The sequence below is a fragment of the Actinoplanes sp. NPDC048796 genome, assembly GCF_040650035.1.
Classification (GTDB): Bacteria; Actinomycetota; Actinomycetes; order Mycobacteriales; family Micromonosporaceae; genus Actinoplanes.
Genome location: NZ_JBEZGO010000014.1, coordinates 53,806 through 79,290, shown reverse-complemented (window position 1 = coordinate 79,290; position 25,485 = coordinate 53,806). Strand labels below are relative to the sequence as shown.

The 25,485-nt window shown below is 71.2% G+C and carries 23 protein-coding genes; 10 read left to right on the top strand and 13 right to left on the bottom strand.

Annotation, left to right across the window (positions count from 1 at the left end; all coding sequences use genetic code 11):
- Positions 1–108: 108 nt before the first annotated feature.
- From AB0C26_RS38110 to AB0C26_RS38085, 6 genes are all read right to left on the bottom strand, one after another.
- Entirely contained in the window at positions 109–1,008 is a 900-nt protein-coding gene (locus AB0C26_RS38110; RefSeq protein ID WP_360257826.1) for a hypothetical protein, read from the bottom strand.
- Positions 1,009–1,078: 70 nt separating this feature from the next.
- Positions 1,079–1,765 carry an SDR family NAD(P)-dependent oxidoreductase gene (locus AB0C26_RS38105; RefSeq protein WP_360257824.1) on the bottom strand — a complete coding sequence of 229 codons (687 nt, stop codon included), beginning with the start codon at positions 1,763–1,765 and terminating at the stop codon, positions 1,079–1,081.
- A 92-nt stretch (positions 1,766–1,857) separates the two neighbouring features.
- On the bottom strand, positions 1,858–3,045 hold the full coding sequence (locus tag AB0C26_RS38100; RefSeq protein ID WP_360257821.1) for a M20/M25/M40 family metallo-hydrolase: 1,188 nt from the start codon (positions 3,043–3,045) through the stop codon (positions 1,858–1,860).
- A gap of 84 nt (positions 3,046–3,129) precedes the next feature.
- The gene (locus AB0C26_RS38095; protein WP_360257819.1) at positions 3,130–5,034 is read right to left on the bottom strand and encodes a hypothetical protein; all 1,905 of its coding nucleotides are present in this window, start codon (positions 5,032–5,034) and stop codon (positions 3,130–3,132) included.
- Positions 4,938–6,431, bottom strand: a complete 1,494-nt coding sequence (gene glpK / locus AB0C26_RS38090) for a glycerol kinase GlpK (protein ID WP_360257817.1) — start codon at positions 6,429–6,431, stop codon at positions 4,938–4,940. The genes AB0C26_RS38095 and glpK (AB0C26_RS38090) overlap by 97 nt, the downstream gene beginning before the upstream one ends.
- A 21-nt stretch (positions 6,432–6,452) precedes the next feature.
- Positions 6,453–7,205 carry an IclR family transcriptional regulator gene (locus tag AB0C26_RS38085; RefSeq protein ID WP_360257814.1) on the bottom strand — a complete coding sequence of 251 codons (753 nt, stop codon included), beginning with the start codon at positions 7,203–7,205 and terminating at the stop codon, positions 6,453–6,455.
- Positions 7,206–7,328: 123 nt separating this feature from the next.
- On the opposite strand from AB0C26_RS38085, the gene AB0C26_RS38080 reads away from it, so the two are divergent.
- From AB0C26_RS38080 to AB0C26_RS38065, 4 genes are all read left to right on the top strand, one after another.
- Entirely contained in the window at positions 7,329–8,162 is an 834-nt protein-coding gene (locus AB0C26_RS38080; protein ID WP_360257812.1) for an MIP/aquaporin family protein, read from the top strand.
- Positions 8,155–9,672, top strand: a complete 1,518-nt coding sequence (gene glpK, locus AB0C26_RS38075) for a glycerol kinase GlpK (RefSeq protein ID WP_360257809.1) — start codon at positions 8,155–8,157, stop codon at positions 9,670–9,672. The genes AB0C26_RS38080 and glpK (AB0C26_RS38075) overlap by 8 nt, the downstream gene beginning before the upstream one ends.
- Positions 9,673–9,674: 2 nt before the next feature.
- Positions 9,675–11,372, top strand: a complete 1,698-nt coding sequence (locus tag AB0C26_RS38070; RefSeq protein WP_360257807.1) for a glycerol-3-phosphate dehydrogenase/oxidase — start codon at positions 9,675–9,677, stop codon at positions 11,370–11,372.
- 119 nt (positions 11,373–11,491) lie between these two features.
- Positions 11,492–12,340, top strand: coding sequence for a helix-turn-helix transcriptional regulator (locus AB0C26_RS38065; protein WP_360257805.1), 849 nt, complete (start codon positions 11,492–11,494; stop codon positions 12,338–12,340).
- A 29-nt stretch (positions 12,341–12,369) separates the two neighbouring features.
- On the opposite strand, the gene AB0C26_RS38060 is transcribed toward AB0C26_RS38065, so the two are convergent.
- Entirely contained in the window at positions 12,370–13,113 is a 744-nt protein-coding gene (locus AB0C26_RS38060) for an SDR family oxidoreductase (protein ID WP_360257803.1), read from the bottom strand.
- A gap of 73 nt (positions 13,114–13,186) precedes the next feature.
- Positions 13,187–15,463 carry a glycosyltransferase family 2 protein gene (locus AB0C26_RS38055; RefSeq protein ID WP_360257801.1) on the bottom strand — a complete coding sequence of 759 codons (2,277 nt, stop codon included), beginning with the start codon at positions 15,461–15,463 and terminating at the stop codon, positions 13,187–13,189.
- A 110-nt stretch (positions 15,464–15,573) separates the two neighbouring features.
- Here AB0C26_RS38055 and AB0C26_RS38050 point away from each other — a divergent pair, with 110 nt between their 5' ends.
- Positions 15,574–17,079 (top strand): chitinase, encoded by a 1,506-nt coding sequence (locus AB0C26_RS38050; RefSeq protein ID WP_360257799.1) that lies wholly within the window; start codon positions 15,574–15,576, stop codon positions 17,077–17,079.
- On the opposite strand, the gene AB0C26_RS38045 is transcribed toward AB0C26_RS38050, so the two are convergent.
- Complete coding sequence (locus AB0C26_RS38045; RefSeq protein WP_360257796.1) at positions 17,074–17,340, bottom strand: helix-turn-helix transcriptional regulator; 267 nt, start codon at positions 17,338–17,340, stop codon at positions 17,074–17,076. The two genes, AB0C26_RS38050 and AB0C26_RS38045, sit on opposite strands and share 6 nt — an antisense overlap.
- A 42-nt stretch (positions 17,341–17,382) precedes the next feature.
- Between AB0C26_RS38045 and map the strand changes: the two genes are divergently transcribed.
- The gene (gene map, locus AB0C26_RS38040; RefSeq protein ID WP_360257793.1) at positions 17,383–18,171 is read left to right on the top strand and encodes a type I methionyl aminopeptidase; all 789 of its coding nucleotides are present in this window, start codon (positions 17,383–17,385) and stop codon (positions 18,169–18,171) included.
- Positions 18,172–18,250: 79 nt separating this feature from the next.
- Positions 18,251–18,850, top strand: a complete 600-nt coding sequence (locus AB0C26_RS38035) for a DsbA family protein (RefSeq protein WP_360257790.1) — start codon at positions 18,251–18,253, stop codon at positions 18,848–18,850.
- Here the strand turns inward: AB0C26_RS38035 and AB0C26_RS38030 are convergent.
- Positions 18,793–19,701: a TetR/AcrR family transcriptional regulator C-terminal domain-containing protein gene (locus AB0C26_RS38030; RefSeq protein ID WP_360257788.1), complete on the bottom strand. Its 909-nt coding sequence runs from the start codon at positions 19,699–19,701 to the stop codon at positions 18,793–18,795. The genes AB0C26_RS38035 and AB0C26_RS38030 overlap by 58 nt on opposite strands.
- A gap of 95 nt (positions 19,702–19,796) precedes the next feature.
- On the opposite strand from AB0C26_RS38030, the gene AB0C26_RS38025 reads away from it, so the two are divergent.
- Positions 19,797–20,528 (top strand): ABC transporter ATP-binding protein, encoded by a 732-nt coding sequence (locus AB0C26_RS38025; protein ID WP_360257786.1) that lies wholly within the window; start codon positions 19,797–19,799, stop codon positions 20,526–20,528.
- Positions 20,525–21,826, top strand: coding sequence for an FtsX-like permease family protein (locus AB0C26_RS38020; protein ID WP_360257784.1), 1,302 nt, complete (start codon positions 20,525–20,527; stop codon positions 21,824–21,826). Before AB0C26_RS38025 ends, AB0C26_RS38020 begins: the two co-directional genes overlap by 4 nt.
- A gap of 39 nt (positions 21,827–21,865) precedes the next feature.
- On the opposite strand, the gene AB0C26_RS38015 is transcribed toward AB0C26_RS38020, so the two are convergent.
- Both AB0C26_RS38015 and AB0C26_RS38010 read right to left on the bottom strand, forming a co-directional pair.
- Positions 21,866–22,117: a type B 50S ribosomal protein L31 gene (locus AB0C26_RS38015; RefSeq protein ID WP_097329175.1), complete on the bottom strand. Its 252-nt coding sequence runs from the start codon at positions 22,115–22,117 to the stop codon at positions 21,866–21,868.
- Positions 22,118–22,211: 94 nt separating this feature from the next.
- Positions 22,212–23,156 carry an aldo/keto reductase gene (locus AB0C26_RS38010; RefSeq protein WP_360257782.1) on the bottom strand — a complete coding sequence of 315 codons (945 nt, stop codon included), beginning with the start codon at positions 23,154–23,156 and terminating at the stop codon, positions 22,212–22,214.
- Positions 23,157–23,319: 163 nt separating this feature from the next.
- Between AB0C26_RS38010 and AB0C26_RS38005 the strand changes: the two genes are divergently transcribed.
- Positions 23,320–23,871: a snapalysin family zinc-dependent metalloprotease gene (locus AB0C26_RS38005; RefSeq protein ID WP_360257780.1), complete on the top strand. Its 552-nt coding sequence runs from the start codon at positions 23,320–23,322 to the stop codon at positions 23,869–23,871.
- On the opposite strand, the gene AB0C26_RS38000 is transcribed toward AB0C26_RS38005, so the two are convergent.
- Complete coding sequence (locus tag AB0C26_RS38000) at positions 23,865–25,478, bottom strand: PAS domain S-box protein (RefSeq protein WP_360257778.1); 1,614 nt, start codon at positions 25,476–25,478, stop codon at positions 23,865–23,867. The genes AB0C26_RS38005 and AB0C26_RS38000 overlap by 7 nt on opposite strands.
- Positions 25,479–25,485: the final 7 nt, after the last annotated feature.

Sequence of the window (25,485 nt, the reverse complement as noted above, 5' to 3'; positions counted from 1 at the left end):
CCGCCGGGGGTGGGGGGGGGGCCGCGGGCCCGCTCGCGCCCCCCCGGGGGGGGGGGGGGGCCCCCCGGGGGGGGGCCCCCCCCCCCCCCCCCCCACGGAGGGTGGACGTCAGGACTGCGCGCGCCAGCTGGTCGGGATGCCGGGTACGCCGACCGCGTGCCGGTGCTTGCCGGCCGCGTCGACGACGTAGACCTGCGGGTTGACCCGCACCGGGTAGCTTTCGCCGCTGTCCGGATCGGTGACCTGCTGCACCTCGCTCTCGCTGTAGGCCAGCCACTTGCCGTCAGCCGACCAGACGACGTTGTCCTCCGCCACGTCCGGCGTGTTCGTGACCTGCTTCTTCGCGCCGGTGGTGGCGTCGACGAACCACAGGTCGTCGCCCGACGAGACCGCCAGCTTGCTGCTCTTCGGGTTCCAGTCCACGTCGTCGGCGGTCGACAGGTCGCTCACCTGGCGGCTGGCGGAGCCGTCCGCCTTCCACACGTGCAGGCCCGGGTCGACCCGGCCGGCGGTGGCGATCCGCTTGCCCTGCGGAGCCCACGAGAAGCTCAGATTCGTGCCATCGTTGTTCGCGCCCGTGATGGGCGTGAGCGGACCACCGAAGTCCCTCTTGTAGATGTCACCGCAGGCCTCGAAGCCGATGGTGGTGCCGTTCGGCGACCAGCGGGGACTGGAGGGACCGCACGGCGCCTGACTGAACGGCTGCGCTCCCGTCCCGTCCGCGGCGGCCGTGTAGACGGTGGGGAAGAAATCGTCCGGGCCCTGGGTGACGTACGCGATGCGCTGGCCGTCCGGGGAGTAGTCGGGCGACGAGTACCACGAGACGTTCAGGTTGAGGTCGGTGAGCGCACTGCCGTCGGGCAGGACGCTCTGCACCGGGCCACTGCCGCGCGGCGAGTCCACCGTGCGGATGAACAGGAGGCGGCCTTGGGGCTGGGCTGAGGGGGCGGCGCTGGCAACGGCCGGCATGCCGGCGAGGAAAGCCGTGATCGCCCCCGCGACGATCATGATTCTGTTCCTTTGCATATCCAAGATCCTGACACTCCATGGTGTACGCCGCTACCCCGCTCACGCACGGTCACCAGTTCAGATCCGGACCGTCCAGGGACAGGTAGCGCGGCGAGGTGGTCTCGGTGCTGTCCAGCAGGTGGGCGAGGCGGGCGGCCGCGACCTCGGCCGGGGTGGTGGCGTCGGCGGCGCCCATGGCGGTGGTCAGGGCTCCCGGGTGGACGGCCCAGCAGCGGACCCGGCCGGCCAGTTCCGCCGCGAGGGCGATGGTCAGCATGTTCTGAGCGGCCTTCGAAACGCGGTACGCGTAGCTGGTCCCGCGGCCGGCGAAGTCGCCGGCGGCCTGGGCGGAGAGCGAGCCGAGCCGGGAGGACACGTTGACGATCAGCGGGGCCGGGGCGGCGAGCAAGCCGGGCAGCAACGCCTGGGCCAGGCGCAGCGGGCCGGCCACGTTGACGTCGACGCTGTCGAGGATGGTCCGCGGGTCGGTGTCGGCCAGGGGACGGGCCGGCGCCCCGATCCCGGCGTTGTTGACCAGGGCGTCGACCGGCCGATCCCCGACCGCGCCGAGCAGGGCCGCGCCCACCGGTTCCCGAACGTCCTGCACCACCACCGTGACCCGCTCCCGGCCCAGAGCCGCCGCCGCGGCCTCGGTGCGCACACACGCGACGACCTCCCACGCCTGCCCGGCGAGGTGGCCGACCAGTGCCGCCCCCAAGCCGCGCCCGGCGCCGGTGACCACCGCCAGCCGCGTCACGCGGAACGTCCCACGGAAACCGGTCGAGCGTCAGCAAGCACGCACTGACCCAACCCGGCATCCGCCGCGCGAGCAAGAGGAAGTGCGTCTGTTCACAGCCCCGCGGCGCGGCGGGTGAGCCAACTGGACATGACTCGCACGCCGTGGGTGATGGCCCGTTCGTCGGGGTCGAAGGTGGCGAAGTGCGGAAAGCTGGTCTCGATGCCCGCGTGCGGGCGGCGGACGCCCAGGAAGGAGTACGTGCCGGGCAGGCGGTTGAGGAACAGGGCGAAATCCTCGCCGCTGAACGGCAGGGCGGCGCGGATGGTGCGGACCCGGGAGCGGCCGGCCGTGCGCTCAAGGTGCTGTTCGAGGGCTTCGGCGTCGGGGCGGGGACACACCATCGCGGGGAACGGGTCGGCCGGGAACGTGACGGCGGCGCGCGCCTTCTCACGGATCTTGGCGCGGATCTCGGGGTGGCGGGAGGCGGGCCAGCAGCGGTAGGAGAACTGGACCTCGTTCCCCACCGCCCGGGCCTGGGCGACGACGAAACGGGACAGCGGGCCGTCCGGTTTCTGAATGTCGGCGACCATGCGGGACAGGTCCCTCGGCGTGACCGGGCGGGCGACCGTACTCAAGGAATTGATGTCGGCGGCCAGCGCGGTCGCGGCCTCCGGAGTCGCCAGGGTGACCGAGCCCCGGTCCTGGCCCGGCAGGCCGGTGCCGGGGGTGACGGCGAGGTCGCCGACCGGGAACGGACCGCAGTGCAGGGCGTGGATCTCACTGGCGCGGATCAGGTCGAGCACGCCGGCGGCCAGCATGGCGGCGGCGCCCTTCAGGCTCTCCTCGGCGGGCTGGAACACGAACGCGACGGTGCCCGCGACCGGGCGCCGGGCCAGGGTGGTGGCGATGCCGACGCCGATCGTCGTGTGCAGGTCGTGGCCGCAGAGATGGGCGGGAGCGTCGCCGCCGCCCATCTGGTCGGACGGCGGCACGGCGTCCATGTCGGCCCGGTAGGCGACAGTACGGCCGGGGCGCTCGCCGCGCAGGATCGCGACGACGCCGTGGCCGCCGACACCGGTGGTGACCTCCAGGCCGGCAGCGCGGAGGCGCCGGGCCACCACGGAGGCGGTCCGCTCCTCCTGCCCAGGTCCTTCCGGATGAGCGTGCAGGTCGCGGCGCAGGGCTATCAGGTCGGCGCCGGGACGGGTGGTGGCGAGGGCGGGTGACGGCAGGGCGGCGGCCACGCCGGCGGCGGCAGCGCCACCGAGGAACAGGCGTCGGCTTACGGTGTGCGACATGCCCATCAGCCTGCCGGGGAGGACCCGGGCGGCACACTGATGCCAGACCCCCTGAACGGGGTATACCTAGCCCTACCTCAGGCCCTACTCCCGATCCTTGATGTCGAACTCGCTCCGCTTGACTCCGGAGAGGAACTGGTGCCAGTCGTCCAGGCCGACAACGACGAGGGAGTTGTCGGGAGCCTTGCCGTCCCGGATGTAGACCACCCCGTTCCCGTAGCCGATGAGCACCCCGCCGGTACCGGTATGAGAGCTCGAATGCCGCCAGGTGATCGAGTCGTCCTGAACGACCCGGTCGTCCACCCGGAAGACGTCCGGCTGGAAGATCTCCTCCCGCAGCCGGGCCTCCGCCGCCGGATCCGGACCGTGCTCGACGGCGAACCTCGGTATGAGCTCCCGGACCCGCGGCTCGGCCGGCGGGGCGGTCTCGGCGAAGCTTCCGTAGTCGATACGGAGCAGGTCGTACGAGGCCTGCGACTCCGGATCGCGCGTGTAGCCGCGTTTCACGACGTGGATGAGCCGATCGTCGACGAGTCGCGCCAGATTCGCCGATCGGGTGTCGATCTCACGGACCAGGAAGAAGCCGGAGGAGCCTCTGGCCGCGACCTGTTCCACTATGTCGTCGAGAAGTCTGCGCTGCACCGGGCTGGCGTTGATCTGAGGAAGCTTGACCGTCAGGTAGTGCTTTCGCGCCGCCTCGCCGATGTCCTGGACCGTGATTCTCTTGCCGAGACTCCGCTGAGCCGCCCGGGCCACGATGGCTATGGCGTCCCGGGGTACGCCGTTGGCCGCCACCGCCAGCTGGGCCACCACGTCATGCCCGGTGAAGAGCGCCTGCGTCAGTTCCTCGACCGAACCGACGCTTCCACCCTCATCAGCCAGCACACCGTTGAGGTGATTGAGGAGCAGCGCCCCGTAGAAATGGAACGCACGTCGTTCGTCCTCGAGTCCGTCGATGTTGTCGAGGAACATGGCGAACTCGTCCAGATCGAGAATGGGGAATATCTCGGCGCCGACCTCGACCCCGACGTAGCTTCCCGGCGTGACAGTGGCACGCCACTCCGTACGCTGCGGAATGGCGGCGATCCTGACCGTCACCTTGGGTATGGTGAAGAACAAGCGCCGCAGCATCTCGCCGAGATAGGGCTGTAGCGCCACCGGAATCGAGTTCCACTCGTCGATGATCAGCCAGATACGCTTGGCCGGAATGCTTGCGAAGATGCTCCTGAAAAGTGGCGCTATGGCACCGAAATGTACACGCGTCCGGACCGGCCCGCTGGCTTTGCGACGACCCGCGCTCGCCTGCTTGCGAGTCGTTCCGCCGCTGGCGGCGAATCCCACCTCCGGCGACTTGCTGATTTTGGCGTTGAGGGAGCCGGACGACGACGAACCCCATTCGTCAGTACTGGACGTCTCGGCCTCGGCGGCCTGATTGACGATCACCTCGGACAGATGATCCAGCACCCTTTCCAGGGTCGATATGTCCGGACCGGGTGCTCCGGCGAGCGCACTTTCCAGAAGCTGGTGATGGACGATCGAGATCGCGTCGACCAGCAGCCGGGTGGCCCTTTCCGCTACGGGATAGTCATCGTCGGAGTAGAGACTCCCCGTGCTTCCCAGGTCGGTCGACATGTCGATGTAGATGACCGCGTCGCCCTCGAGTCGTCTTTTCTCGGCGAGATAGCGGGAGGCGTGTGTCTTCCCCGCACCCCGGCGGCCATAGATGATGCCGTTATCCCGGCTGGTGAGCGCGGCGACGAGAGTGGGGTCGTTGACATAGGTCGCTATCACATCACTGGGCTCGAGGCGCTCGGCGCGCTTGTCCACGTCTTGAAGAGCTCTGAGCAGGCGACCGATCTCCACTGCGCACTCCTTTGGCCGATGAGGAACAACTATGAGGGCCGGGTCCAGTCGAAGGTGCGCTCGACGGCGCGCTGCCAGTTGCGGTACTCGGTGACTCGCACCGCCGGGTCCATGGTGGGCAGCCACTGGGCGGCCCGGTGCCAGTTCTGCCGTAGGCCCTCCAGGTCGGGCCAGTAGCCGACGGCCAGGCCGGCCGCGTACGCCGCGCCCAGCGACACCGTCTCGGCGGCCAGTGGGCGGACCACCGGCACGTCCAGGACGTCGGCTATCGACTGCATGAGCAGGTTGTCGGCCGTCATGCCGCCGTCGACGCGCAGCGTGGTCAGGTCGAGGCCGGAGTCGGCGTTCATCGCGTCCACCACCTCGCGGGTCTGCCACGCGGTCGCCTCCAGCACGGCGCGGGCCAGATGCCCCTTCGTGATGTACGAGGTCAGGCCCACGATCACGCCGCGTGCCTCACTGCGCCAGTACGGTGCGTACAGGCCGGAGAACGCCGGCACGATGTAGCAGCCGCCGTTGTCGGCGACCGTGCGGGCCAGCGTCTCGATCTCGGGCGCGCTGGCGATCAGCTCGAGCTGGTCGCGGAACCACTGGACCAGCGAACCGGTGATCGCTATGGAGCCTTCCAGCGCGTACGCGGCCGGTCCGCCCTCGATCTGATAGGCCACCGTGCTGAGCAGTCCGTGCGTCGAGCGCACCAGCTCCTGGCCCGTGTTCAGGAGCAGAAAACTTCCGGTCCCGTACGTACATTTCGCCTCGCCCGGGGAGAAGCACGTCTGCCCGAACAGCGCGGCCTGCTGGTCGCCGAGGGCGGCCCCGATCCGTACCCCCGGAAAGCCCGCGACGGCCGTGCCGAACACGCCGACCGAGGGCCGGATCTCGGGCAGCATGGCCCGCGGGACGCCGAAGAACTCGAGGGCCGCCGGCGACCAGTCGAGGCTGTGCACGTCGAGCAGCATCGTGCGGCTGGCGTTGGTGACGTCGGTGACGTGCAGGCCGCCGGTGAGTTTCCAGATCAGCCAGGTCTCCATGGTGCCGAACAGGATCTCGCCGCGTTCGGCGCGGTCGCGCAGGTCGGGGCGCTGGTCGAGCATCCAGCGCACGCGCGGGCCGGAGAAGTACGTGGCGATCGGCAGCCCCGAGTCGTGTTCGACCTTTTTCGCGCCCTCGGCGCCGAGCAGGTCCCGTACCAGATCGTCGGTCCTGGTGTCCTGCCAGACGATCGCGTGGCCGACGGGTACGCCGGTGCCGCGCTCCCAGAGCAGCGTCGTCTCGCGCTGGTTGGCGATGCCGAGCGCGGCCACCTGGTCGGCGGTGATGCCGGCGTTGCGCAGGGCCTCGGGCGCCAGCTTCTCGACGTTGCGCCAGATCTCGGCGGCGTCGTGCTCCACCCAGCCCGGCTTCGGGTAGTACTGCTTGTGCTCGTGCTGGGCCAGGGAGACCAGCCGGCCCCGGCGATCGAAGACGATGCACCGGGTGGACGTGGTGCCCTGGTCGATGGCGACCACATAGCGCTCGGTCATGGTTTCCCTCCCAGTGAAGCTTCAGCGTCGGGCGGCTCCGAGGTCGCGGGAGATGGCGCGGGCCGCCTCCCGGACGAGGGCGACGAGGTGCTGGTGCGGGCGGTAGTGGCTGTCGCAGATCCGTTCGACCAGGCCGCTGATGCCGACGGCCCCGACGACCAGGCCGCCGGAGCCGCGGATGGGCGCCGCCACGGCCGCGGTGCCGGGCGTCATCTCCTCGATCTCGAGGCTCCAGCCGGCCTCTCGGACCCGGTGCAGCTCGGCTTCGAGGGCCTCGGCCGTACGGATCGTGCGGCGAGTGAAACGATCCTGCACAAAAGGGGCATAAGCTCGGTAGGCCAGCAGGACCTTGCCGAGCGCGGTCGCGTGCAGGGGCAGGGTGCTGCCGACGTCGAGGGTCTGGAACGTGTCGTCGGGGCGGAACACGTGGTGAACGACGAGGACCTGACCGTCGTGGACGGTGCCCACGCGGACCGCCTCGCCGCTGCGGGCCGCGAGGGGGTCGGCCCAGTTGATGGCGTGCGAGCGCAGCTCGTTGATGTCGAGGTGGCCGTGCCCGAGCTGCAGCAGGGCCGAGCCGAGCCGGTAGTGGCCGGACGAGCGGTCCTGGTCGACGAAGCCGACGTGCCGCAGGGTGGCCAGGATGCCGTGGGCGGTTCCCTTGGCCAGGTCGAGCGAGCGGGCGATCTCGCCCAGCGAGAGCGGGCCCGATTCGCCGGCCAGCAGGCGCAGAACCGCGGCGGCCCGCTCGATGGACTGCACTGTTCCGGGCACGTTGCCGACTCTATGCCACCGCGTGAACATCCACTGTGACGAATGTTCGGCATTGTCGAACGGTCGTCATTGCCCGTGCTCCCCCGGCTACCTAGCGTCCGGTGCATCTTCCAAGGAGGGCACATGGCAGAAAGGCTGAAACTCCCCGGACTATGGGGCGAGCTGGCCGCCGAGTTCGCCGGGACCTTGATTCTCATCCTCTTCGGCGTGGGCGTCGTCGCGCAGGTGGCCGGAGCCGGCATCGGCGACCACGACAGCATCGCCTGGGCCTGGGGCCTCGGCGTGACCCTCGGCGTCTACGTGGCCGCCCGCACCAGCGGGGCCCACCTCAACCCGGCCGTCACCATCGCGCTCGCCGCCTTCAAGGGCTTCGAGTGGCGCAAGGTCGCCCCGTACTCGCTGGCCCAGGTCCTCGGCGCGTTCGTGGCCGCCCTGCTGGTGCGCTGGAACTACACCGAGGTCCTGCACGCGGCCGACCCCGGCCTGACCATCAAGACCCAGGGCGTCTTCTCCACCCTGCCCGGCAACGGCAGCCTGCCGGTCGGCGAGTGGGGCGCCTTCCGCGACCAGATCATCGGCACCGCGATCCTGCTCTTCCTCATCCTGGCCGTCACCGACGCGGCCAACACGGCGCCCCAGGCGAACCTGGCGCCGTTCATCGTCGGCCTCATCGTGGTCGCGATCGGCATGGCGTGGGGCACCAACGCCGGCTACGCGATCAACCCGGCGCGTGACCTCGGGCCGCGACTCGCCAGCTTCCTCACCGGCTACGGTGGCGCCTGGCGCGATCAGACCGGGTATCTCTACTTCTGGATACCGATCGTCGCGCCGATCATCGGCGGCCTGCTCGGTGCCGGACTGTACAAGGTGCTCGTCGGGCGGTTCCTGCCGGCCGACGGCCCGCAGGAGCCGGGTCGCATCCCGGACCAGAGAGTGGAGGAGGCAACCCGTGGCTGACTTCGTCGGCGCCGTGGACCAGGGCACGACCAGCACCCGCTTCATGATCTTCGATCACGGCGGGAACGAGATCGCCCGGCACCAGCTCGAGCACGAGCAGATCCTGCCCCAGGCGGGCTGGGTCGAGCACAACCCGGTGGAGATCCTGGAACGGACCACGACGGTCGTCCGTACGGCCATGCAGAAGGCCAACCTCCAGGCGAGCGACCTGGCCGCGCTCGGCATCACGAACCAGCGCGAGACGGCCGTGGTGTGGGACCGGACCACCGGACGGCCGTACTACAACGCGATCGTCTGGCAGGACACCCGCACCGACCGGATCGCGTCGGCCCTCGACCGCGACGGCCGGGGCGACGTGATCCGCCGCAAGGCCGGCCTGCCCCCGGCCACCTACTTCTCCGGCGGCAAGATCCAGTGGATTCTGGAGAACGTCGACGGCGTACGGGAGGCGGCCGAGCGCGGCGACGCCATCTTCGGCAACACCGACAGCTGGCTGCTGTGGAACATGACCGGCGGTGTCGACGGCGGCCGGCACATCACGGACGTGACGAACGCCAGCCGGACGATGCTGATGGATCTGGAATCTCTGCAGTGGGACGACGAACTGCTGAGCTTCTTCAACATCCCCCGCTCGATGCTCCCGGAGATCCGGCCGTCGTCCGACCCGGACACGTACGGGGTGGCACGCTGGCCCGGCCCGCTCGGCGGCGAGGTGCCGCTGACCGGCGATCTGGGCGACCAGCAGGCGGCGACCGTCGGGCAGGTGTGCTTCTCCCCCGGCGAGGCCAAGAACACGTACGGCACCGGCAATTTCATGCTTCTCAACACCGGGACCGATCTCGTACGCAGTGAGAACGGCCTGCTGACCACGGTCTGTTACAAGTTCGGCAACGCGGCGCCCGTGTACGCCCTGGAAGGCTCGATCGCCGTGACCGGCTCGGCCGTGCAGTGGCTGCGCGACCAGCTCCACGTCATCAAGTCGGCCGCCGAAAGCGAAGCCCTCGCCTCGCAGGTGCCCGACAGCGGCGGCGTCTACTTCGTGCCGGCCTTCTCCGGTCTGTTCGCGCCGTACTGGCGCTCCGACGCCCGCGGCGCCATCGTCGGCCTGTCCCGCTTCAACACCGACGCGCACATCGCCCGGGCCACCCTCGAGTCCATCTGCTACCAGAGCCGCGACGTGGTCGACGCGATGGCCCAGGACTCCGGGGTCACCCTCGACGTGCTCAAGGTCGACGGCGGCATCACCGCCAACAACCTGGCCATGCAGATCCAGGCCGACGTGCTCGGCGTGCCGGTCAGCCGGCCCGTGGTGGCCGAGACGACCGCGCTCGGCGCCGCCTACGCGGCCGGGCTCGCGGTCGGCTTCTGGAAGAACACCGACGAGCTGCGCGCCAACTGGAACGAGTCACAGCGCTGGCAGCCGGCCTGGAACGAGGAACAGCGCAACAGCGGCTACGAGAAATGGAAGAAGGCGGTGCAGCGCACTCTCGACTGGGTGGACGTGGACTGATCATGACTGCTCTGTCACCGGAGTACCGGGAATCGGCGCTGGCTTCGCTGGCCGGCGCCGAGCTCGACGTGCTGGTCGTGGGCGGCGGCGTGGTGGGCGCGGGCTGCGCCCTCGACGCCACCACCCGCGGCCTCACGGTCGGGCTCGTGGAGGCGCGCGACTTCGCGTCGGGCACCTCCAGCCGGTCCAGCAAACTCATCCACGGCGGCCTGCGCTACCTCGAGATGCTCGATTTCGCGCTGGTCCGCGAGGCCCTGCGCGAACGGGGCCTGCTGCTGACCCGGCTGGCGCCCCATCTCGTACGGCCGGTCCGGTTCCTCTATCCGTTGCAGCACCACGCGTGGGAGCGGGTCTACGCGGGCACGGGGGTCACGCTCTACGACACGTTGGCGATGAACGGCGGCCTGCCGCGCCACCGCAACCTGACCCGCCGCGGCGCCCTGCGCGAGTGCCCCGCGCTGAAGAAGGACGCGCTGATCGGCGCCCTGCAGTACTACGACGCCCAGGTCGACGACGCCCGGCACACGATGTTCCTGGCCCGCACGGCGGCCGCCTACGGGGCCCACGTGGCCTCCCGGACCGAGGTCGTGGGGTTCCTGCGGGAAGGGGAAAGGGTCACCGGGGTGCGGGTCCACGACCTCGAGCACGACAGGACCTTCGAGGTACGGGCCCAGCAGGTCATCAACGCGACCGGGGTGTGGACCGACGACACGCAGGCCCTGGTCGGCGAGCGCGGCCAGTTCCACGTCCGCGCGTCCAAGGGCATCCACCTGGTCGTACCGCGCGACCGCATCCAGTCGAAGACCGGGCTGATCCTGCGCACGGAGAAGAGTGTGCTCTTCGTGATCCCGTGGGGCCGGCACTGGATCATCGGCACCACCGACACCGACTGGGCCCTCGACAAGGCCCACCCGGCCGCCTCCAGCACCGACATCGACTACCTGCTGGAACACGTCAACACGGTGCTGTCGACCCCGCTGAGCCGGACCGACGTGCAGGGCGTCTACGCCGGCCTGCGCCCGCTGCTGTCCGGCGAGTCGGAGTCGACGTCGCAGCTGTCCCGCGAGCACACCGTGGGCAGCCCGCAGCCCGGCCTGGTCGTGGTGGCGGGCGGCAAGTACACGACGTACCGGGTGATGGCCAAGGACGCCGTGGACGCGTGCGTGCACAACCTGGGCCGCTCGGTCCCGCCCTCCTGCACCCACGACGTCCCGCTGGCCGGCGCCGACGGGTTCGCCGCCCTGTGGAACCGCCGCCGCGTCCTGGCCACCGACTCGGGCCTGCACGTGGCCCGGGTCGAGCACCTGCTGGGCCGCTACGGCACGCTGGTCACCGAGGTCCTCGCCCTCATCGAGGACGACCAGTCGCTGGCCGCGCCGGTCGAGGGGGCCGAGGACTACCTGCGGGCGGAGCTGGTCTACGCGGCCTCGCACGAGGGCGCCCGCCACCTGGAGGACGTCCTGACCCGGCGTACCCGCATCTCGATCGAGACCTTCGACCGCGGCGTGGCCGCCGCCCCGATCGCGGCCTCGCTGGTGGCCGGCGTCCTGGGCTGGACCGAGGACCAGACCACCCGCGAGGTCGAACGCTACCGGCTGCGCGTCGAGGCCGAACGCCGCTCCCAGGAACAACCCGACGACGAGACCGCCGACGCCGCCCGCCTCGGCGCCCCGGAGGTGGTACCCCTGAGCCGGCCTTAGGACCTGCGCACGAAGCGGCCCTCGGGAAGCAGATGCCGCTCGAGGGCCCGGGACCGGTGCCGTCTGCCTAGGTCGGCCAGACCTACCTTCGCCGGCTCGGGCCGCGGCACACTGAAAGGATGAACAGTCCCTACGCTCAGGAGCTCGGCAGTTTCCTGCGCGCCCGGCGCGACCGGCTGAGCCCGGACGACGTGGGCCTCGAGCCGGGCGGCCGGCGAAAGGTCACCGGCCTGCGGCGCGAGGAGCTGGCCCTGCTGGCCGGGCTGAGCACCGATTACTACCAGCGGATGGAACAGGGTCGCGAGGTGCGCCCGTCCGACGACGTCCTCGACGCGCTCGCCGACGCCCTCGTGCTCGACGACGAGGAACGCCGGCACCTGTTCGGATTGGCCCGGGCGGTCCGGCGGCGGGTGCCGGCCGAGGCCGGCCGCCGTCCCGAACGGGTGCCGGAGAGCACGCGCCGGCTGTTACGGGTGATGGACACCCCGGCCGTGGTTCTCGGCCGTCACCTCGACGTGCTCGACTGGAACCCGCCGGCCCAGGCGCTGCTGGGCGACCCGGCCGGCTATGAACCCGGCCGGCTCAACATGCTGCTGCTGATGTTCGACGAGACGCGGACCGCTCAACGCACCTGCCCCGGCTGGGAACAGCAGGCCCTCGACTACATCGGCATGATGCGCGCCGCCGTCGCCGGCGATCCCACTCATCCGCGCGCCACCGCGATCGTGGGCGAGCTGAGCATCCGCAGCGCCGAGTTCCGCCGGCTGTGGGCACGGCACGACGTCCGCGAATCGGTCAGCGGCACCAAGACCTTCCGGGTGCCTGGTTTGGGGAACATCGACCTGTTCTGGGACACCTATCCCCTGCCGGGCAACCCGGGACCCGTCATGCTGGTCTTCACCGCCGAGCCCGACTCGGCCGACGCCGACCGCCTGCGGCTGCTGGGCTCGCTGCGGGCCAGCCGCTGAGTGGGCCGGCCCGTCGTGCCCCGGACGGATCAGGCCAGGCGGGTGGCGGTGAGGCCGCCGTCGACGTCGAGCGTCGTGCCCTGCACCATGGCGGCGCGGTCCGAGACGAGGAAGGCGACGTCGTCCGGCTGAACCGGCACACCGGCCGGGGTGCCCTTCGCGTTCGCCTTCGCCATGTCGTGCGCCGCCGCGTTGCCCTCGGTCAGGGTGATGCCAGGAGCGACCGCGTTGACGCGGACCCCGCGCGGGCCGAACTCGGCCGCCCAGGCCCGGGTGAGCTGCTCGTCGGCGGCCTTGGTGGCGGTGTAGAGCGCGCCGAACGGCAGACCGGTGCGCGACATCCACGACCCGACGTTCACGATCGCTCCCCGCCCCCGCTCGGCCATCGCCGGCGCGAGCTCGGCCACCAGCACGTACGGGGCCCGGATGTTCACGGCGAGCATCCGGTCGAGGTCGTCGTCCTCGAGCGTCGGGGTCGGCCGGGTCACGTAGATCCCGGCGTTGTTGACCAGGATGTCGACCGTGCCGCCGAGAGCCTCGCGGGCCTCGGCGGCGAAGGCACGCACCCGAGCCGGCTCGCCGGCCAGATCCGAGGGCACGAAGACGGCTCGGTGCCCGGCGCCGGTGATCTCCTCGGTGATCTTCCGCCCGCGGGTGGCGTCACGACCGGTGACCAGCACGGTGATCCCGTCCGCCGCGAGCGCCCGGGCGATCGCGGCACCGATGCCGCTCGTGGATCCCGTGACGATTGCGGTTTTGTTAGTGGATGTCATACCAAGACCGTAAGAACAATCGGCGTCCTCACACTGGTTCTGGCAGACCCACCTTCGAGGAGCCCCGACAGTTTCACGAGCGGTCCGACACGCGCCGGTTGTGTTGCGGCGGAGCCGACGGGGGCGAGGCCAGGATGTGGAACGAGCCGGTCGCCTCGGCGTGGTAGCTGCCGGTGGCGGTGGCCGCGGCGCCGCGGTACAGGACCTCCTGCCACGGGGCCGGGGCGGGCTCGGGCGCCGTGCGGCGGCGACGGCGGACGACCGCCTTGGCCGGCTTCTCCGGGACGTACAGGTGCTCGACGAAGCCGAGCCACAGGTCGACGATCGTGTTGCGTACGCCCATGAAGGCGACGACGGCGTAGCCCGCGGCCAGCGCGTTCAGGGTCGCGAAGGCCGCGTTTCCCCAGTTCTGCAACTGGTAGTCGCGCCAGATCGTGTAGACCGAGAACGCGATGATGAGCAGCGGCGAGACCGCGAACAGCAGCGAGGTCGAGGTCCGGTCGGCCACCTTCGGCGTACGGGCGAACGGGATCTTCTTGCCGGTCACCGCCTGCTGCAACGATTTCACGACGCCGGCCAGGTTGACCGGGAGCAGGATCAGGTTGAAGCCGTAGACGCGCAAGATGTCGGTGCGCTTGTAGCCGAGGCGTTTGAGGTCGCTCGCCATGGCCAGGAAGTACGGCAGCGCGGCGAGCACGATCAGCGGGCTCAGCAGCTTGCTGTCGAACGGGTAGGCCAGCAGCAGGATCAGGCCGATGCTGCTCCAGCAGGTCGAGGCCATGTAGTTGATCCGCAGCCAGGTCTGCGCGGCGCTGCCGTGCTCGCCCCGCTGGGAGCGTTCGCGGCTGTTGCGCCACAGCTTGGGCAGGATGAGCAGGCCGCCGTTGGCCCAGCGGCGGCGCTGGATGGCCAGTGAGCCGAAGTCGGGCGGGGTGGCGCTGTAGCTGAGCCGCTCCGGGTAGTTGATCAGGCGCCAGCCGTGGATGGCCAGGTCCAGACTGGACTCGGTGTCCTCGATGACGGTGCGGTCCTGCACGTACCGGCGCACCTCGTGGCCGCCCTCGTGCTCGACCTCGACGATGTCGTCGAGGGCCCGCTTGCGGATGACCGCGTTGGCGCCGACCCAGAACGTCGCGTCGTGGTAGCTCATGCCCTGGTGGACGATGTGCTGCAGGTCGGTGGTGGCGCCGGCGAGGCGTTCCATCCGGGTGGCCGAGCCGGGGAATGCCGAGTACGGGGTCTGCGCCACCGCGAGCCGGTGGTTGTCCGGCAGGAAGAACAGGTGGACCAGGCGCAGGCAGTACTCGGGCAGCAGGATCGAGTCGGCGTCGAGGGTGAGGATGAACTCCGAGTCGGGCACGGTGAGCGTCCCGGTCGCCGACGGCACGAGCACGGTGCCCTCGGGGGTCTCGCGCACCTCGTACGCGCGGCCCATCAGCCCGATGTAGCTGTTGAGGTTCATCGCCTTGTTCGCCTCGTGCGACAGCGAGGCGTACCGCTTGCGCTCGAAACTGGAGATCTCGCAGCGGAAGGTCCAGGCGAGGCGGTGGGCGAGCTGGCGCTGGCGGTCGTACGGGATGGGCTCGCCCTCGTCGAGCGCGGCGGCGAGCGCGCCGGCGACGTCGTCGAAGTCCCGCGCGATCGCGCCCAGCACCTGCTCGGCGAAGAAGCGGTCGACGTGGTCCTCGTCCGGTTCCTCGGCGGCCCGGGCGCGCAACCAGGCGGCGGCCCAGCGGTATTCGGCGATCAGGTCGGCCCTCCCGGGGTCGAGGTGTTCGAAGCGCTCGCGGGGCTCGCGCAGCCACTCGGCGAGCTCGCCCGGCAGCGCCCGGGCCGCGTCCAGCGCGGCGACGTGCTCGGCCCGCTTCGCGTGCGGCGGGTCGTCGAGCAGCAGCCCCACCCGCAGGTCCGGATATTCCTGGAGCGCCGCCGACAGCAGCGTCTTGCGGATGGTCGGGATCTCCTCGCGGTACGAGGGCACGAGCACCGTCATGCCCGGCCGCCGGTCGTCGAAGGCCTCGTCGATGACCGCCCGCGGCACCCGCCGGTGCGCCCGGGTGCGGTACAGAGCGCCCTGCCGGGCCACCAGGTACAGCAGGGACGACATCGTCAGCAGCGACATGATGGCCACGTAGACCGTCGTCTCCGAGGTGAACCGCATGCCCTGGAAGCCTCGGTTGACGAACTGGGAGACGACCGTGACGACGATGTAGGCCGCCCAGGCGAGCACGGTGACGACGATGCCGAGACGGCCCATCGTGATGAGGGTGTCGCTCGCCGGCGCCGCCACCGGTGGCAGCGGCTGGGTGCGCCGGTCGGCGCCCCACTGGCGCCTGCGTTTCGCGGGCATGGACGTCTCCCCAGGGGGTCGGAGGGTGATCGGCCCCTCGGATCGGCCGCGCGCCGGCCCACTTGAGGAAAGTTCCTCAAGTGCCGCCGTGGCCCGCCGATGGAACGCACATGTCATCCCCCGACTCGGCCGCGGAACCCCGGCGCCGGCTGTCCGTCCCGCGGATCCTGCTCGTCGTCGTGGTCGTGGCCGCCGCGGTCTCGGCGCCGTTCGCTTTCCGCACGGTCCAGGACCGGCTGGACGCGGGCGCCGCCCGGACGTCGTCGTTCGCGCCGTACGTGGACGTCACCAACACCCCGCAGTTCTCGTTCGAGGACCCGTCGGCCAACGCCGCCGGCAACGTGGTGCTGGGCTTCGTGGTCAGCAGCACCGACGTCGTCTGCCAGCCCAGCTGGGGTACGGCGTACTCGCTGGCGACCGCGTCGACCGGCATCGACCTCGACCGGCGGATCGCCCGGCTGCGCCAGCGCGGCGGCGACGTGACGGCGTCGTTCGGCGGCGCCAGCAACAAGGAGCTGGCGGCGGCGTGCGCCGACCAGGCCAAGCTGACCGCCGCCTACCGGTCGGTGGTGGACCGCTACCGCCTCACCTCCATCGACTTCGACCTCGAGGACGGCCGGGAGACCGCGGCGGTCATGGCGCGCCGGGCCCAGGCCGTACGGACGGTGCAGGCCGAGCAGAACGCGGCCGGCAAGAGCCTGGACGTGTGGCTGACGCTGCCGGTGGGCACGTCCGGGCTCACCAGCGTGGGCGTGGCCGCGCTGAAGGCGATGCTGGCGGCGAACGTCTCGGTGGCCGGGGTCAACGCGCTCACCATGGACTACGGCTCGTCCGGCACCGGCCGGACGATGACGAGCCTGGTCGAGGCGTCTCTGACTTCGCTGGCCGGGCAGGTCGCCACCGCGTACGGCGTCAGCACGGGTGAGGGATGGCAGCGGATCGCGGCCACCCCGATGATCGGGCAGAACGACACGGCCGACGAGCGGTTCCAGCTGACCGACGCGTCCACGCTCATCGCGTTCGCGCGGGAGAAGGGGCTGCGGCGGCTGTCGATGTGGTCGGCCAACCGGGACAACAACTGCGGCGTGAACTACGTCGACACCACCATCGTGTCGAACAGTTGCAGCGGCCTCGACCAGGAGCAGGGCGCGTTCACCGCGCTGTTCAACGAGTTCACGGCCGCCGACCCGGCGACCGGCCCGTCGAGCGCGGCCGGCGTGGCCGCGCCGCCCACCGACGATCCGTCCACGTCGCCCTACCCGATCTGGAGCGCCCTGACCGCGTACGCCAAGAACTCGAAGGTCGTCTGGCACCACAACGTCTACCTGGCGAAGTGGTGGACGCAGGGCGACACCCCCGACGCCCCGGTGACGAACGCCGCCGACACCCCGTGGACGCTGATCGGCCCGGTGCTGGCCGGCGAGACGCCGCTGGCGACCGCCTCGGCCTCGGCCACGGCCATCGCCTACGCCACCTGGAACCCGACCGCGACCTACGTGGCCGGTGACCGGGTGAGGTACCACGGCGTCGTGTACCAGGCGAAGTGGTGGACCCTCGGCGACGTGCCGGGTGCCCCGGTCGACGACCCGTCGGACACGCCGTGGCAGACCCTATGAGGCGCGTTCGACGTACATACCGGCGCGCCAGGCGTCGGCCAGGGTGTCGAGGGGAACGCCCAGCACCTCGCTGAGGCGCACGATGGTGCCGAAGGCGGGGGCCGGCAGGCGCCCGACCTCGATCTTGCGAAGGGTCTCGGGTGACATGCCGGCGGCGAGGGCGACGTCGTGCAGACTGCGGCCGTCGCGGGCCTGCCGGAGGGCGATGCCAAGGCGCTGGCCGGCCGCGATCTGTTCGGCGGTGTGCGGTTGGCGAACCATTCCGTCACTATAGCGTCGAAAACGGCGTGGTATAACTATACCGTGATCGAGTTGAAGTCTTCCGCCGAGATCGAGCGCATGCATGTCACCGGCCGCTTCGTGGGCGAGGTGCTGGCCGAGGTCAGCGCCGCGGCCGCGGTCGGCGTCAACCTGCTCGACCTCGAGAACCACGCCCGCCGCCTCATCAAGGAGCGCGGCGCCGAATCGTCGTACTGGGACTACGCGCCGTCGTTCGGCAAGGGCCCGTTCCGCAACGTGCTGTGCCTGTCGGTGAACGACGCCGTCCTGCACGGCCTGCCCCACGACTACGTGCTGCGCGACGGCGACCTGCTCAGCCTGGACATGGCGGTCGCCATCGACGGCTGGACGGCCGACTCGGCGTACTCGGTCGTCGTCGGCACCCCGGCCGAGCAGGACCTGCGCCTCATCGAGGCCACCCAGGTGGCCCTGGAGGCCGGCATCGGCGCCGCCCAGCCCGGCGGCCGCCTGGGCGACATCTCGGCCGCCATCGGCGCCGTCGCCAAGCGGTACGGCTTCCGCGTCAACACCGAGTTCGGCGGCCACGGCATCGGCCGCACGATGCACGAGAGCCCGCACATTCCGAACGACGGCCGCGCCGGCCGCGGCATGAAACTGACGCCCGGCCTCACCATCGCCATCGAGCCGTGGTTCCTGGTCACCACCGACAAGATCCGCTTCGACGAGGACGGCTGGACGATCCGCTCGGCCGACGGTTCCCGCACGGCCCACTCGGAACACACGGTCGCCGTCACCGACACCGGCCCGGTCGTCCTGACCCGCCGCCCCGGCGAGACCCCGGCATTGGCCTAATCGATTGAGCTCGCTTTGGCCCTCCGGCCGGGTCCGCGTGGATCTAGCCTGAGGGCCGAGCCCCAACCGAGGAGCCTTCATGACCCGGGTCGACTTCTACTTCGACGCCGCCTGCCCGTTCGCCTGGATCACGTCGCGGTGGATCCACGAGGTCGCGCCGCTGCGCGAGCTCGAGGTGCGCTGGAAGCCGATGAGCCTGTACGTGCTGAACGAGGGGCGCGACCTGCCCGACTGGTACCGCGATCTCGTCGACCGGTCGCTCGGCACGGCCCGCGTCGTCACCGCGGCGGCCGAGGAGCACGGGTACGAGGTGCTGCGCGACCTGTACACCGCGCTCGGGACGCGGATCCACAACCAGGACAACAAGGATTTCGCCGTCGTGGTGCCCGAGGCGCTCAGCGAGGTCGGCCTTCCCGCCTCCCTGGCCGGGGCCGCCGCCGGCGACCGCTACGACGCGGCGCTGCGCAAGAGCCACCACGAGGGCATGGACCCGGTCGGTGAGGATGTCGGCACGCCGACCATCCACATCGACGGGGTCGCGTTCTTCGGACCGGTGCTCAACCAGATCCCGCGGGGCGAGGAAGCGGCGCGCATCTTCGACGGGGCTCGGGCGCTGGCCAACTACCCCGGCTTCTTCGAGCTCAAGCGGACCCGTACGGGCGGGCTCTCGTTCGACTGAGCGGCAAGTCCGTCGAGGAGGCGCTGCAGGCCGTACTCCAGCAGCACGTCCAGGTTGAAGTCGTGGTCGCCCTCGGTGATGTAGCGGGCCATCAGCGGCAGTTTCCCCGTGCCCAGGACGGCTTCGAACCGGTCGCCCTGCGAGGCCAGCCACTGCTGGTCGGTCATGCCGGTCTCCTGCTCGGCCCGCGCCTCCTCCTCGAGGTTGACCGCCGTGCCCCGTACGTAATTGGCGATCGTCACCGCGGCCGTGAACTGGGTTTCGGTGTCGAAGCCGCGGCGCCGGAGCGCCCGCATCGTCCATTCGGTGTGCGCCATCGCGTGCGGGGCGAGCAGGGGCCGGGTGAACGAGACGGCCTGGGCCAGCCATGGGTGCTCGCGGTACATCGACCACTGGAGCCGGGCCAGCGCCTCGGCGCAGGCACGCCAGTCGTCGGTGTCCGGGTCGAGCGTGGCCGGCGGCGGGTTGTCGGCCATCACCCGGTCCATCATGAGCAGGACCAGGTTCTCCTTGTCCGGCACGTAGCGGTAGAGCGACATGGTCGGGATGCCCAGGTCGCCGGCGAGGCGGCGCATGGAGACCGCGGCCAGCCCCTCGGCGTCGCCGATGGCGATGGCGGCCTCGACGACCTCCTCCGTGTCCGGCGGCGTGGCGGCGCTCCCGGCCACGATCGTGCCGGCGCCGGGCCGGGTCTCGACCAGGCCGGTGTCGCGCAGATGGGCGATGACCCGGGTGGCGGTGGCCATGGCGACGCCGTGGATGGCCATGATCTGCCGCGTCGAGGGCACCGGGGCGCCGTCTTTGATCTGGGCCTCGATCAGGGCGGCGATCCGCCGGTACAGGGGTTCCACCGCACTAGTGCACCACATGGGGGAGTTAGCACTACCGACACCGCAACTAGTGCGCTCGTACGGTGTACTCATCCGATCACGGGAGGGGCACCATCATGAACGACGCGGTCCGTGTGGAATCGCTGTACAAGACGTACGACAACGGGGTGACCGCCCTCGACGGCGTGTCAGCGGGCTTCGCCGCGGGCACGTTCACCGCGGTCATGGGCCCGTCCGGCTCCGGCAAGAGCACGCTGCTGCAGTGCGCGGCCGGGCTCGACCAGCCGACCGCGGGCCGGGTCTTCATCGACGGCACCGAACTGACGGCCACCAAGGACACCGCCCGCACCAAGTTCCGGCGCGGCCGGGTCGGGTTCGTCTTCCAGGACTACAACCTGTTGCCGTCGCTGACGGTCGAGCAGAACGTGCTGCTCCCCTCGCGCCTGGCCGGGAAGTCGTCCCGCAGCCCCCGGGCGATCCTGGGCCGCCTCGGGCTGGGCGACCGGGCCCACGAACTGCCCGAGCGGCTCTCCGGCGGCCAGCGCCAGCGGGTAGCGGTGGCGCGGGCCCTCGTCACCGAGCCGGCCGTCATCTTCGCCGACGAGCCGACCGGCGCCCTCGACATGCGCAGCGCGCGCGAGGTTCTGGGCCTGCTGCGGGCGGCGGTGCACGAGTTCGGCCGTACGGTCGTGATGGTCACCCACGATCCGGTGGCGGCCGCGCACGCCGACTCCGTGCTGTTCCTGGCCGACGGCCGGCTGGCCGGATCGCTGGCCCGGCCGACCGCCGACGCCGTGGCCGAGCGCCTCGCCCACCTGGGCGACCTCACCACCCGGACCGCGGCATGATCGCCATCGCGCTGCGGAACCTGCGGCACCGGCCGGGCGGCTTCATCGCCACCTTCGTCTCGGCCTTCCTCGGCGCCTGCCTGCTCATGGCGTTCGCCTCCCTGATGGACACCGGCGACACCGAGTCGCTGACCACGACGGCCACGGTCGGCGGCGGCTGGTGCCTGGTCATCGTGGCCTTCGCGGTCACCTCGACCCTGTCGCTGTCGGTGCGGCAGCGAGCCGATCAGGTGGCGCTGCTGCGCTCGGCCGGCGCGACCGTGCCCCAGCTGCGCCGGATGATCGTCGGGGAGGCGGCGGCGATCGCCCTGCTCGCCTCGGCGGCCGCCGTGCCGGTCGGCTACGCGCTCGGCCGCGTGCTGCTCTCGCTGCTCGAGGACACGGGTCAGGTGGACGCCGCCGTCGGCTTCCAGTTCGGCCCGATCGCCCTGGGCACCGGCTTCGGGGTGACGCTGCTGGGCGCGGTGGCCGCGGCGTGGGCGACCGCCCGCCGTACGGCCGGGAATGCCGGCGGCAGGCCGGAAAGGCCGCGTCTGCGCCGGATCGGCGCGGTGGTGTTCCTGATGGCCGGGGCGAACTGCTCGGTCCTGACCGCGACGGTGATGGACGGCAAGGGCGTCGACGCGATGCAGACCGCCGGCCAGGCCGGCATCTGGGCCGCCATCGGCCTGGCCCTGCTCGCGCCCGAACTGCTGCGGCTGGTCACGGCCGTCATCGGCCCGGTCGTCCGGACCCTGGGCGGCGTGGCCGGACAGCTCGCGGTGACCGGCGTGCACGCACGGTCGCGTCAGCTGGCCGCGGCGGTGATGCCGGTGCTGCTGTTCACCGGCATCGCCACCGGAACCGTGTACATGCAGGGCATCGAGGACCGCGCGGCCGAGGGGCAGATCCAGCCCGGGTACGCCCGGGACATCCAGACACTGAACTACGTGGTGGTCGGGATGATCGCCCTGTTCGTGGCGGTGATGCTGGTGAACACCCTGATCGCCGCCACGGCTCGCCGCCGGCGCGAGTTCGCCCAGCACCGCCTGGCCGGCGCCACCCGCGGTCAGCTGCTGGCGATGGTCTCGCTCGAGGTGGTGCTGGTCACCGTGACCGGGGTGCTCGGCGGCTCGCTGGCCTCGCTGTTCACCATCGTGCCGTTCGGCTCGGCCCGGGCCGGCCGGCTCTGGCCGGAGGCGAGCCCGTGGCAGTACGGGGTCATCATCGCCCTCGCCGTGATCCTGACCGCGGCCGCCACCGTTCAGACCACCCGCCGGATCCTGCGCGGCCCGGCCACCGCCGCGATCCGGGCATGAAAAACGGCCCCGGCCTGAGGCCGGGGCCGTTCTTTCACGTCACTTGCCGTGGCGGGCGTACTTGGCGCGGAACTTCTCGATGCGCCCGGCGGTGTCCAGGACCCGGGTGCGCCCCGTCCAGAACGGGTGGCTCGCCGAGGAGATCTGAACGTCGATCACCGGGTAGGTCTGCCCGTCGGTCCACTCGATGGAGTTCCTGCTGGTCTCCGTCGAGCGGGTGAGGAAGGCGAAGTCAGCGTTGCGGTCGCGGTAGACGACGCGGTGGTAGTCCGGGTGAATGCCGTTCTTCATGGCTATCTCCTCCAAAGGAACGTCCATCACAACCAGCCCGGGGGCTCCGGCATTCCCGCCTCAGTGACTGCTGGATCACACCGCTGACCTGCGGTTATGCGAACCTGGCGGAAGCGATGCCGAGGGCGGCGGCCTCGTCGGCGGACAGGTCGAAGCTCGCGGAGGCGAGCAGTGCCGGCAGCTGGGCGGCGATGCTGGCGCTGGCGATCGGGGCGGCCACCTGCGGGCGCGCGCGGAGCCAGGCCAGGGCCACGGTGGCGATCTCGGCGCCGCGGTCACGGGCGATCTTGTCGAGGGCGTCGACGACCTCGAGGCCGCCGTTCTCGAGCAGGTCGGCCGCTCCCCCGCCGCGCGGGGACTTCGACAGGTCGGCGGCGGTGCGGTACTTGCCGGTGAGGAAGCCGGCGGCCAGGCCGTAGTACGGCACGACGGCCAGGTTCTCGCCGGCGGCGACCGGTGCGATGTCCGCCTCGTACTTCGCCCGGGCGACCAGGTTGTAGTGCGGCTGCACGGCCACCGGCCGGGCGAAGCCCTCGCGGCGGGCGATGTCGATCCACTCGCGGATGCGGGCGCCGGTGTAGTTGGAGACCGCGATGGCGCGGACCTTGCCCGCGCGGACCAGCGCGTCGAACGCGGCCGCGGTCTCGGTCAGCGGGGTCGCCTGGTCGTCGTAGTGCGCGTAGTACAGATCGATGTGCTCGACACCGAGCCGGCCCAGAGAGGCGTCCGCCGCGGCCGCGATGTTGCTCGCCGACAGGCCGCGGAACTGCGGGTGCTGACTGACCTTGGTGGCGACGACGATCCGGTCGCGGTTGCCGCGCGAGCGCAGCCACTCCCCGATGATCGTCTCGGACTCGCCACCGGAGTTGCCGGGCGCCCAGGCCGAGTACCCGTCGGCGGTGTCGACGAAGTTGCCGCCGCCCGCGACGTACTGGTCAAGAACCTCGAATGACGTGTCTTTGTCGCTGGTCCAGCCGAAGACGTTGCCGCCGAGCGAGAGCGGGAAGACGTCGATGCCGGAGTTGCCGAGAGTCGCCATGAACGTGGCTGTCCTTCCTTTGATCAACTCTTCGCACGCTATCGCGGCCGGGGCCGACCGGCATCACATGGCGCAGAGTCCGTAGCCGATATGCCCTATGACATTGATTAACGTCGATTTAGCGGGGACGCTCGAACCACCGCAACCCCTCAAGGAGGACGTCATGCTGCTCCGCCGGATCGCCGCGGCCCTGTGCGCCACCGCGCTCGCCGCCGCCGGGCTCCAGGCCACCAGCGCCGGACCGGCCGCCGCCGCCGCGCCCAGGGTGCTCTACTACGACGCCAGCCAGGCCCAGGAGTTCCGCTCGGTCGTCGACCAGGGCGCCCAGATCTGGAACAGCCGGGTCACCAACGTGCGCCTGGTGCCGGTCTCGTCCGGGCAGACCCCCAACATCCGGGTGTACGCCGACAACGGCTGGCCGCGCACCTACACCACCTCCCTCGGCAACGGCCGCTGGTACATGGGCCGCGAAGCCGTGAACGACGGCTACTCCCAGCCGCGGATCGCCGCCCACGAGTTCGGCCACATCCTCGGCCTGCCCGACCGGCGGACCGGCCTGTGCGCCGACCTGATGTCCGGCAGCAGCGCCCCGGTGTCGTGCACGAACGCCTACCCGAACACGCGCGAGGCGAGCACGGTCAACAGCAACTTCGCCTCGGTCGCCGCCACCGCGCCCCAGGTCTACGTCTGGGCCGACCAGCCGGCGCTTCAGTAACGGAACTTGTGTCGCGAGCTGCGCCGGTTGACCCGAGCCGGTAGGTCGTCCAGGTGGTCGCCATGGCGCAGCCGCGCTTTCAGCTCATGGCCCTGGGTTAAATGCCGGATGGTGACGACGAAGCCCTGCACCAGGCGGTCCTCGCGCAGATCGCGGTACGTGGCCTCGATGAGCACCTGGCTCCCGTCGGCCCGCACCAGCGAGCAGAACACCACCCCGTCGCCGGAGCCGCCGAGGGCCCGGCGCAGCTGGTGACGATCGTCCGGATGGACCAGATCGTCGAGTGCGGCCAGCGGCGGCAGGTCCTCGGCGCCCAGCAGGGCGCGCAGTGAGGGGCTGGCGTACCGGATGCGCTGGTCCTCGTCGAGCACCACCATGATGTCGGCGCTGTTGCGGATGACCGCGCGCAGATAGAGGTCGCTGTCGCGGCGGCCCACCGCCTCGACCAGGGCGATCCGGTCCAGCGCGAGCGCGGCCTGACCGGCCAGCACCTCGAGGCTGTCGCGGGTGGCGGTGAGAGTGTCCCGGCGGCCCTCGAGGATCAGGGCGCCGCCGCCGGGGCGGGCCACGGCGAGCGGTTCCAGGCGGAGCGGGCAGACCAGCGTGGCGTAGTCGTGGTCGGCTTCCTCGATCCACCAGCTGCGATGCGGCGGCCCGGCCCCCGCGCCGGGCACCGCCTCGCGCGCGATCCGGCGGTCGTCGAGGGCGAAGTCGGTGCCGCGGACGGCGTCCGGCGGCATGAGCTCGGCGATCGCGGCGCGGACGGCCTCGTCGACGGCCGCCGTGTCGGCGGCGGCGACCAACGCGGCGCTCGCCTGCCGCAGGGCGCGCTCGCGGGTCAGGGCCTGGCGGTTCAGGGTCACCGAGTCGGTCAGCCGGGTGATGGTCAGGAGCAGAGTGATCGCGCCGGCCACGGCGATGACCACGCCGTCGCCGACCGTACCGTCGACGGCCTCGACCAGCAGAACGACCGGCGGCGTGGCCACCGAAACGCCCAGCAGCGCCGCCCAGCGCCCGCGCCACGGGCTCGGGCGCGGCGTCGCGGGCTCGGTGAGCCGGGCCATCGACGGATGCAGCGCGGCGGCACCCCAGGCCAGGTAGAGCACCACGAAGCCGGTCTCGCCGGCCCGGCCCGGCCACAGCGGCTGCACGATGTCGCTGACCAGCACCCCCACCGCGCCGACGACCAGCAGCGTGGCCGAGAGGTTGCGGCCCACGGCGGCCCGCAGGCGGACGACGACGGCCAGGAGAAGCAGGGCGCCGATGACGTACGACCCGGCGACGTCCCCGAGCCGGCTCGCGTCGCCGACGGCGAACACCCACACCACCAGCAGCACCGAACAGGCGAGAGCGAGCAGGTCGATGAGCCGCGCCCGGTCGACCAGGATGGCACCGATCCGGGTCAGTTGCAGCAGGCCGCAGGCGACCAGCACGCACATGGCGTAGAAGCAGGCGCCGGCCACGCCGGGCCGGCCCACCGCGGTCAGCACGTCACCGGCGGCGCTCGCCCCGATGGCGCCGGCCAGCAGCAGCCAGGGCGCGGTCCGGGCCGGCCGGTGACGGCGGACCCCGTAGAGGATGGCGGCCGCGCTACCGACTCCCAGCACAGCCCAT